9 protein-coding genes and 2 pseudogenes are annotated in these 8,968 nt (G+C 54.9%); all 11 read right to left on the bottom strand.

What is annotated here, in order from left to right:
• Window positions 1–755 (bottom strand): annotated as a pseudogene (istB, locus tag FEAC_RS16610) (IS21-like element helper ATPase IstB); the annotation flags it as partial.
• A 518-nt stretch (window positions 756–1,273) separates the two neighbouring features.
• Complete coding sequence (istB, locus tag FEAC_RS14240; RefSeq protein ID WP_201773932.1) at window positions 1,274–2,014, bottom strand: IS21-like element helper ATPase IstB; 741 nt, start codon at window positions 2,012–2,014, stop codon at window positions 1,274–1,276.
• Window positions 2,015–2,532: 518 nt separating this feature from the next.
• Entirely contained in the window at window positions 2,533–3,261 is a 729-nt protein-coding gene (istB, locus tag FEAC_RS14235) for an IS21-like element helper ATPase IstB (RefSeq protein ID WP_052566254.1), read from the bottom strand.
• Window positions 3,255–3,818 carry a Mu transposase domain-containing protein gene (locus FEAC_RS14230; RefSeq protein ID WP_152623290.1) on the bottom strand — a complete coding sequence of 188 codons (564 nt, stop codon included), beginning with the start codon at window positions 3,816–3,818 and terminating at the stop codon, window positions 3,255–3,257. The genes istB (FEAC_RS14235) and FEAC_RS14230 overlap by 7 nt, the downstream gene beginning before the upstream one ends.
• A pseudogene (gene istA, locus FEAC_RS14225) lies at window positions 3,748–4,512 on the bottom strand (IS21 family transposase); the annotation flags it as partial. The gene FEAC_RS14230 and the pseudogene istA, both read right to left, overlap by 71 nt.
• 10 nt (window positions 4,513–4,522) lie before the next feature.
• Window positions 4,523–4,813, bottom strand: a complete 291-nt coding sequence (locus tag FEAC_RS14220; protein WP_052566595.1) for a hypothetical protein — start codon at window positions 4,811–4,813, stop codon at window positions 4,523–4,525.
• 152 nt (window positions 4,814–4,965) lie between these two features.
• The gene (locus FEAC_RS14215) at window positions 4,966–5,481 is read right to left on the bottom strand and encodes a transposase (protein ID WP_052566594.1); all 516 of its coding nucleotides are present in this window, start codon (window positions 5,479–5,481) and stop codon (window positions 4,966–4,968) included.
• Window positions 5,478–6,011, bottom strand: a complete 534-nt coding sequence (locus FEAC_RS14210; RefSeq protein ID WP_052566200.1) for a transposase — start codon at window positions 6,009–6,011, stop codon at window positions 5,478–5,480. Before FEAC_RS14210 ends, FEAC_RS14215 begins: the two co-directional genes overlap by 4 nt.
• Window positions 6,012–6,198: 187 nt before the next feature.
• On the bottom strand, window positions 6,199–7,416 hold the full coding sequence (ltrA, locus tag FEAC_RS14205; protein ID WP_473234769.1) for a group II intron reverse transcriptase/maturase: 1,218 nt from the start codon (window positions 7,414–7,416) through the stop codon (window positions 6,199–6,201).
• A gap of 675 nt (window positions 7,417–8,091) precedes the next feature.
• Window positions 8,092–8,487: a transposase gene (locus tag FEAC_RS14200; protein ID WP_052566592.1), complete on the bottom strand. Its 396-nt coding sequence runs from the start codon at window positions 8,485–8,487 to the stop codon at window positions 8,092–8,094.
• Window positions 8,444–8,899, bottom strand: a complete 456-nt coding sequence (locus tag FEAC_RS14985) for a helix-turn-helix domain-containing protein (RefSeq protein WP_082055674.1) — start codon at window positions 8,897–8,899, stop codon at window positions 8,444–8,446. The genes FEAC_RS14200 and FEAC_RS14985 overlap by 44 nt, the downstream gene beginning before the upstream one ends.
• Window positions 8,900–8,968 lie beyond the last annotated feature (69 nt).

The following is an 8,968-nucleotide window of genomic DNA, read 5'->3' as shown; positions in this document are numbered from 1 at the left end:
TCGGCTCACACTCATGACTTCTTTGTCCTCATGGAGGGCCCCGTTCATCTGGATAACGTGAGCGTTACACAGGAGACGATCGAGGACTGCATCAGAGAGCGTCGGATCCCCAAGTGCCTCATGCCAGGAGTCAACGGGAAGCTGTGAGGTGACGATGGTCGACTTGCGTTCAGATCGATCCTCCAATACTTCCAATAGGTCCGAGGGTTCGCTCCCTGTGAGTGGTGTGAGTCCGAAATCGTCTATGACTAGTATCTCAGCACGTGAAAGGCTCTGTAGTACCTTCAGATACCTTCCCATCACCTCTGGCGATGGCTAGATCCGCCAAAGAGAGCTGGTGCCCTCCGGTACAGTGCACTATGGCCAGATCGAATCCCAGCGTAGGCAAGTGCACACCCAAGGTAACTCTTACCTATTCCAGTTGGACCGGTGACCAGAATGTTCTGGTGTGCATCTACCCAGTGAGATGAGCTAAAGCCCATGATCATCGAACGCTCCAGTCCCCTCGGGGTGTGAAAGTCGAGGTCCTCAATGCTGGCTTGATGTCTGAGCTTGGCAGCTCTAAGCCGGGTAGCGAGCCTTCTGGCCTCTCGATCCATTGCCTCCCGGTCTACTAACATTGCGAAGCGTTCCTCAAAGCTGAGCTCGAGGGATTGGACACTCTCTAGCTGCTCACGAAACGCGTCTGCCATCCCCTTCAAACCAAGGTCTGTCAGGGTCCCAATCTGCGTATTCCTGCGAAACTTGCCACCCATTCTCGCTGAAATCTGCCACCTGTTCTCGCTGAAGTTTGCCACCCCCTAGAGGACGCGAGACGGACTGTTTGAAGTGTATATCTGATGGGTCGAGAATTGGCTCCTTTTCGATTGATTTATGTGCACCCCAAAGGTCGGAGTTCTACTCCATCTTGGATGGTTGTATCCTCAGTTGAGAAAATCGTTGGGCCGACTAGCGAGACACTGCGCACCATCTCTGCTCTGACCGATGACAACGATCAGTTCGTCGTTGTCGCGACGTAGCTTGACCATCCACGACCGCTCCTCGCTTCGATTTCTTGTACTAGCGGAACCAAAGTGCACCTCTGCTGTGACCGGTCCTCTCTTTCGTCGTCGATGTGCAGCTACACGACAGGCGGCCGAGCAGTACCGTGCCGGTCTTCCCCTGGGTTGTTGGCCCAGAATCTGGGTGCATCCCGGCCCCTCGCAGATCCTTGACAACGATGGTTTCGTAACGTTACGTAATGGCTCCTGGGTTTGTTCTGGGCTGCTCACACTCATGACTTCTTTGTCCTCATGGAGGCCCCGTTCATCTGGATAACGTGAGCGTTACACAGGAGACGATCGAGGACTGCATCAGAGAGCGTCGGATCCCCAAGTGCCTCATGCCAGGAGTCAACGGGAAGCTGTGAGGTGACGATGGTCGACTTGCGTTCAGATCGATCCTCCAATACTTCCAATAGGTCCGAGGGTTCGCTCCCTGTGAGTGGTGTGAGTCCGAAATCGTCTATGACTAGTATCTCAGCACGTGAAAGGCTCCCGAGTACCTTCAGATACCTTCCATCACCTCTGGCGATGGCTAGATCCGCAAAGAGAGCTGGTGCCCTCCGGTACAGTGCACTATGGCCAGATCGAATCCCAGCGTAGGCAAGTGCACACCCAAGGTAACTCTTACCTATTCCAGTTGGACCGGTGACCAGAATGTTCTGGTGTGCATCTACCCAGTGAGATGAGCTAAAGCCCATGATCATCGAACGCTCCAGTCCTCTCGGGGTGTGAAAGTCGAGGTCCTCAATAGTGGCTTGATGTCTGAGCTTGGCAGCACGTAGCCGGGTAGCGAGCCTTCTGGCCTCTCGATCCATTGCCTCCCGGTCTACTAACATTGCGAAGCGTTCCTCAAAGCTGAGCTCGAGGTATTGGACACTCTCTAGCTGCTCACGAAACGCGTCTGCCATCCCCTTCAAACCAAGGTCTGTCAGGGTCCCAATCTGCGTATTCCTGCGAAACTTGCCACCCATTCTCGCTGAAATCTGCCACCTGTTCTCGCTGAAGTTTGCCACCCCCTAGAGGACGCGAGACGGACTGTTTGAAGTGTATATCTGATGGGTCGAGAATTGGCTCCTTTTCGATTGATTTATGTGCACCCCAAAGGTCGGAGTTCTACTCCATCTTGGATGGTTGTATCCTCAGTTGAGAAAATCGTTGGGCCGACTAGCGAGACACTGCGCACCATCTCTGCTCTGACCGATGACAACGATCAGTTCGTCGTTGTCGCGACGTAGCTTGACCATCCACGACCGCTCCTCGCTTCGATTTCTTGTACTAGCGGAACCAAAGTGCACCTCTGCTGTGACCGGTCCTCTCTTTCGTCGTCGATGTGCAGCTACACGACAGGCGGCCGAGCAGTACCGTGCCGGTCTTCCCCTGGGTTGTTGGCCCAGAATCTGGGTGCATCCCGGCCCCTCGCAGATCCTTGACAACGATGGTTTCGTAACGTTACGTAATGGCTCTCGACTTTGTTCTTGTCGGCTCACACTCATGACTTCTTTGTCCTCATGGAGGCCCCGTTCATCTGGATAACGTGAGCGTTACACAGGAGACGATCGAGGACTGCATCAGAGAGCGTCGGATCCCCAAGTGCCTCATGCCAGGAGTCAACGGGAAGCTGTGAGGTGACGATGGTCGACTTGCGTTCAGATCGATCCTCCAATACTTCCAATAGGTCCGAGGGTTCGCTCCCTGTGAGTGGTGTGAGTCCGAAATCGTCTATGACTAGTATCTCAGCACGTGAAAGGCTCTGTAGTACCTTCAGATACCTTCCATCACCTCTGGCGATGGCTAGATCCGCAAAGAGAGCTGGTGCCCTCCGGTACAGTGCACTATGGCCAGATCGAATCCCAGCGTAGGCAAGTGCACACCCAAGGTAACTCTTACCTATTCCAGTTGGACCGGTGACCAGAATGTTCTGGTGTGCATCTACCCAGTGAGATGAGCTAAAGCCCATGATCATCGAACGCTCCAGTCCCCTCGGGGTGTGAAAGTCGAGGTCCTCAATGCTGGCTTGATGTCTGAGCTTGGCAGCTCTAAGCCGGGTAGCGAGCCTTCTGGCCTCTCGATCCATTGCCTCCCGGTCTACTAACATTGCGAAGCGTTCCTCAAAGCTGAGCTCGAGGTATTGGACACTCTCTAGCTGCTCACGAAACGCGTCTGCCATCCCCTTCAAACCAAGGTCTGTCAGGGTCCCAATCGTCTGGTTGTTCAACATGTCACGTTCTCCTGACCCCCGGCGAGCAGTTCCTTGTAGTACTCGGTTCCCCTGATGTTTTGATGCTCAATAGGTGGTGGTCCAGCCGGTGGCGTCAGTGGGAAGGCATCGAGTCCGTTTTTCAAGATAGAGACCACGCTCTTGTACAGGGGGCTATGGATCGCTATTGCTCTCTCACATGCCGCCTCGACACGCTCTGGGGTATAGACCTTCGATGCCAAGTTGAAGATGCCTCTGCACTGGTTAAAGCCTTGTTCTGGGTAGTGCCTCCCAGACATGATCGTCTCACAGACCACCTGGGTACTTGGTCCTATCGTCCGAGCCCACTTGAGTATCCTTGCCGGGGTCCATGATGCCTGGGCCTGGTGACTCGAGGGCATGTGCGCAAAAGAAGTCTGGTACTGACCCTTCCTCTCGCATCGTCGGTGACTCGCTATGCGCACTCCAGCCGAGAAGATCTCCACTGTGGTTCTGGTAACCCGTACATCAAGAGTTTGGCCGACCAGATCGTAGGGTACCGAGTAATAGCCGTCTAGGACCCGTACGTGGTAGTTCATCTGGACTTTGAACCGCTTGGCACTCCGCATATTCATAGCTAGTTGTAGGGAGAGGACGCATCACTGGCTTGTCCACAGCCTCAAACACGCTCTTTCTGGTCCCCTCCCGTCTTTGGAACCCTTGAGCGTTTAGCTCCTCTAAGAGCTCGTAGATTGCCTGGTTGAGCTCGTACAGGGAGAAGAACTTGACGTGACGGAGCCTGGCGAGGATCTGGCGTTCGACGATCAGGACTCCTCCTTCAACGGCGGCCTTATCTCGAGGCTTTCGGGGTCTAGCTGGTAGAATCGTGACCTCATAGTGCCTGGCCCACTCCAGGTAGCTCTCGTTGAATACCGGGTCATACTTGGATGCCTTGATGACCACCGCTTTGGGGTTATCTGGAACGACACACATGGGAACCGCTCCCATGTACTCGAATGCTGCCGTTCCCCCAGCCGTCCATGACTCAGCCTTCTGGTTGGCAAACGCCTTGGCAAAGATATAGGAGCTTGCCCCCATCACCGAGACGAAGAGCTGAGCTGCGAAGTTTACCTCACCAGTGTGGTCGTCCCAGATCGGGACCGTATCACCGGCAAAGTCACAGAAGAGCTTCTCTCCTCCTCGGTGCTCAAAGTGCATGACCACTTCATTGATCTTCTTCCATTCTCGGTAGCGAGCACAGAACCGTGAATAGCTGAGCCCATTTGGATTGCGCTCCTTGTACTTAGAACCAGAGCAGTTGTAGGGTCAGGTGATTATGAGCCTGTATCTCGGTGGCCACCTCCTGCCAGTTGGGAATCACGGGCGTACTCTTTGTTGTCTCAACCGCCGCGAACAACAACTGCTCCAAGCTCTTCGCATCCATGCCCGTTGGAAGTGGCCAGCCGATCTCGTGCTCTGCTGCCTTCTCTAGATACGTAGCCACGCTTGGCCGAGATACTCCCGTCTCCCGGCTGATTACCCTGGCACTCTTGCCCTGCGCACTGAGGCGCAGTACCTCTTCGATCTTTCTCATTGGTATCCTCCTATTGGGCATGTGGCATCCTTTCTGTGGTTGGTTTTGAGTCACCACATAAGGATGCCACAGCCTCTTTGCATCCATTGTTCCTGAGTCCGTCTCGCGCCCTCTAGGGGGTGGCACATTTCAGCGAGAACGGGTGGCACATTTCAGCGAGAACGGGTGGCACATTTCAGCGAGAACGGGTGGCACATTTCAGCGAGAATACACACAAAGGACCTATGCCAGGCCAGGATCTCATCATGCCAGCTTTTCAAGGTTCTCCCAAGTAGTTGGACCTCTGGAGGTCGTTGGTTGTCGGTGAAGTCACTGATGAGAGCATCGAGGTGGTCTCTGGCGAGATTTGGGTCACGATAGGCATAGAGCTCTCGTAGGGACTCCTTGGCTCGCCATGCGGTAGCTACCTCGTTATCTGGATCTCCAGCCTCAAGGAAGCGAGTAAGTTTATCGTTGGCACCCTCGCTGAGCTTCTCCTTGGCCATATTCAGGAGTCGCCGGATGCGATAGAGTGGATCCCCACCCCTGCCTCTGTGGCCAAGGATGCTCTGTTGTACCCTTCTTCTCGTCTCGTCAAGGCGAGTGTTGGCGATCTTTATTAGGTGGAATGGATCGGCCACCAGGACAGCATTGGGTAACGCCTCTTTAAAGGCTCTATTGACATTCATGTGGATAAACTCGCCCTTTCATAGGGTAACTTCAAGTCAATCGGTCCACAAGCTAGCATCACCAGGGCCAGGGTAGCCTTGGCGGAGTGAAACCCATACGAGCGGGCAATGATGGAGCGAACTTTGGTGTTGAGTCCCTCGACCCTTCCATTGGATACCCCAAGTCTGATGGAGGCAAGTATCCCGTCTCGATGAGTTCGGATGGTCTTTGAGAGTCGGATGAAACTCGATAGTCGTGAGCGTGAGGCTCGCTTGCACCAGTGATCGAGCATCTCATTCACCTCGTCGATTTCGAGGTCTCCAGCAAAGATCGCCCGTAGGGACTCCTTCATCTCATAGGCTCGCCATAGGGCTCCTCCTCGTTGTTTGATGGCTAAGAGGGCTAGTCCTTGACGCTTGGTTAGGGTTCCTGGATTCTTCAACAGTGCCCACCGTGCCCCAGCGAACTTACGGGCATAGACAGGAGAGGGAAGCTTTCTCATCTCCCGCCAGAGATCCTTGCGTACCTCCTCTAGGGCCTCGGTTCCCAAGTAGGGTCGGACCAGAGCGCCCTACCAACGTTTCCGCTGGTGGGTTTCTCTGGTCCGCCCTCCGAACCGGACTTGCGACTTCCACCGCATCCGGCTCTCCCCGAACCCATGCCATCTGGCTAAGATGCCTTCTCCTCTATCCCCGCCCACGGTGAAGGGATTGCCGCACCACGATAGCGGTAACGGGTCACTTGGACTGACCTGCAGTCAAAGAGTACTTCACCGTCTTGCTCGGGCATCCAGGCGTTGGCCAGGTAATGCCGTCGCAACNNCCCCAGTTCGCACGGCGATATTTCCGCCGTAGCCAGTGCACTACCCTTAGCCAGGTGTACTGGTGTAGGTAGGCNAAGCTATCTTTGGATACGCCATGTCGGAAGTAGTTTGTCCAGCCCCTCAGAACACCATTAATCTGGCGCAAGAGACTAGAGAGCGGGTTATTCGTTCCCTGTTTGGTAATCGCCTTAACCTTGGCTTTGATCGAGGAGAGCGACTTCTTCGACGGCCAGGTATAGACGTATGCCTTGTTTGATCCTCTCTTGGTCTGTCGCTGGATGCGAAAGCCGAGAAAGTCAAACCCCTCGTCAATGTGGACGGTCATCGTCTTCTCCGGTGATAGGCGTAGACCTACCTGGGAGAGTACCACCGCAACCTCGGCTCGCAAGGCCTCGGTATGTTCCTTAGTTCCATGCACCATTACAACAAAGTCATCCGCATACCGAATGAGTCGGTATGTGGCCTCCTTGTGCTTCCGGCGCGTAGCTCTTTGAGAACGAGTTCCCATATCGCGCTCCCAGACTTCGGCGAAGTGTTCGTCGAGTACCGAGAGTGCGATATTGGCAAGTAGTGGTGACAGGATGCCGCCCTGAGGCGTGCCGCTCTTGGTCTCTCTTGTTAGGCCATCCTCAGAGAGGATGCCGCTATGCAAGAGTGCCTTCACCGTCCCCAAGACGCGTTTATCTCCAATTCGATGACGCACTCGATCCATTAGGGCCGAGTGGTCAATCTCGTCAAAGCACGCCGTGATGTCACCTTCTAATACCCAGGTATATCCCTGACTAGCGAACATGTGAATCTCAGCGATTGCATCGTGTGGTCGGCGACGAGGACGGAACCCATAGCTTGAAGGCTTGAAGTCCGCCTCGAAGATCGGCTCAAGGACCAGTTTTAGGCTGGCTTGCACGATTCGGTCCCGAGCAGTTGGAATGCCTAGGCGGCGGAGTTTCCCCGACGCTTTGGGTATCATCCGTTCCCGCACGGGTAGAGGTACGAACCTGCCGGCTTTGAGATCATCTCTAAGCTGAAACAGGATGGATACCTCATCTCGGGGGATGTCGCTTGGTCTCACGTGATCCACTCCGGCCGAACGTGCTCCTCGATTCCTCCGTATTCGATCCCACGCCACCATCAAGAAGGCGGGGTCGTAGACGAGGTTATACAGGTCACAGAACCGACGATTAGGGGCATCGGTCGCCCATTGGTGTAGCTTGGTCTGCATTCCCAGTACTGTGACCTTGGCTTCATCGAGCGTTGGCCAACATGCGTCGGTATTCACCGGCGACCTCCTGGCATTGCAGTACTTCTACTACGGGTTCGCTGGATTCCTTCGCCTTGTAGACGGCTTTCCCGTCCTCTGACTACTACGAATCCTCCGCCCCATCCCGAGGCCATCAGCCGACGGTGGGCCTGCCCGTCTTCGCACTGGATGTGCGAGAGCGAGGGCGACCTCGGGATGGTTCCCATGTTCACCATGTTTCCTTTGACAGGATGGGTGCCCAGCTTTGCCGCTGCGGCCTCGTCATGGTTACGCCGCAGGCCTTCACCATGACCTCTTACACTGACATCAATAGCCATTGCACGAGTTATCCCTCCTAGTACATAGGAAGGATACGCACCGCTGCCCGACCCATATCTACCAGATTTGGAGTCGGTTCCACGCTTAAGCGGGTTCAACCACTGGTTCACTTTCGTTACACCTCTCTGTCTTGCTAGCCGGACCCGAACTGTCTGGTAGTACCAGTTCGTCCCGTCGTTGTCAGGGCTGCTTCCTGCCCTCCCGAGCACCTCCTCGGTTAGGCTGCCCTCAGCTTCGCTGGGATGCTGCGACATCCCCGAGGCGGTGTCCTTTCATCACCGCAGGAATACATGGCGCCTCATGGCGCACCTTAACCACATGAAATGGATCGAGACAGATTTGGGCGTTAGGTGCCTTCTCGCGGAAGGCCTTGGCAAAGGCTGGACCGAGATCCATGGTGGCTGCTTTGATCTTGGCAATCCGTTCTTCACCCAGGTCATCGAAGAATTCATCTAGGCTCTTGGCACTTTTCCCCTCTGCCCCGTAGACGATCTTGCCCGTCTCGTGATTGGTGACAAGCGTTAAGTAGTTGTGGTGTTTGCGATAACTGATCTCGTCAACCCCGAGAATGAAGAGGTCATCAAGACGGTTGGGATCGAGCTCTTGGCGTGACGACTCGTTCACAGATCGTTCCTACCGTACGCCAGGCGACTCTGAGCAGTTTTGTCACCGTGGTCTTATCCATCTTGGCGCATGCCCAAGCTACCAAGTGCTCGAAGTCCCTCGTAAACCGCGACTCCCCAACTGGTCGGGCAAATGGTACTCCCTCAGTGATCACCCCGTGGGTTGGACACCGGAGTCGTCTCAGCTGGCACGAGAGCCACGTCTGGTGAATCCCGATGTCGAGGTGTCTCCATCGGGAGTCGAGCGTTCTCGTGTCATAACAGGACCGGGTCGTATAGGAGCACTTAGGGCATACCAACCGCGATCGGGTAAGCCTGAGCTTTACCAGCAGTTCGTGTGGACGAACTAAAACCTCGATGACGGTGACACTGCGAAGGCCCAGCATCTGCTTAACTAGAGAGGTAGCGCGCACGGTTCTGAACTCCCTTTAGATGGGTTTCCAACACCAAATTTAGAGCTCAGAAACCGTGTGCGTTTCTTA

Origin of the sequence: Ferrimicrobium acidiphilum DSM 19497, assembly GCF_000949255.1 — a bacterium.
GTDB lineage: Bacteria > Actinomycetota > Acidimicrobiia > Acidimicrobiales > Acidimicrobiaceae > Ferrimicrobium > Ferrimicrobium acidiphilum.
Note: the sequence above shows the minus strand (reverse complement) of the source record. Positions and strands in the feature narration are given on the sequence as shown.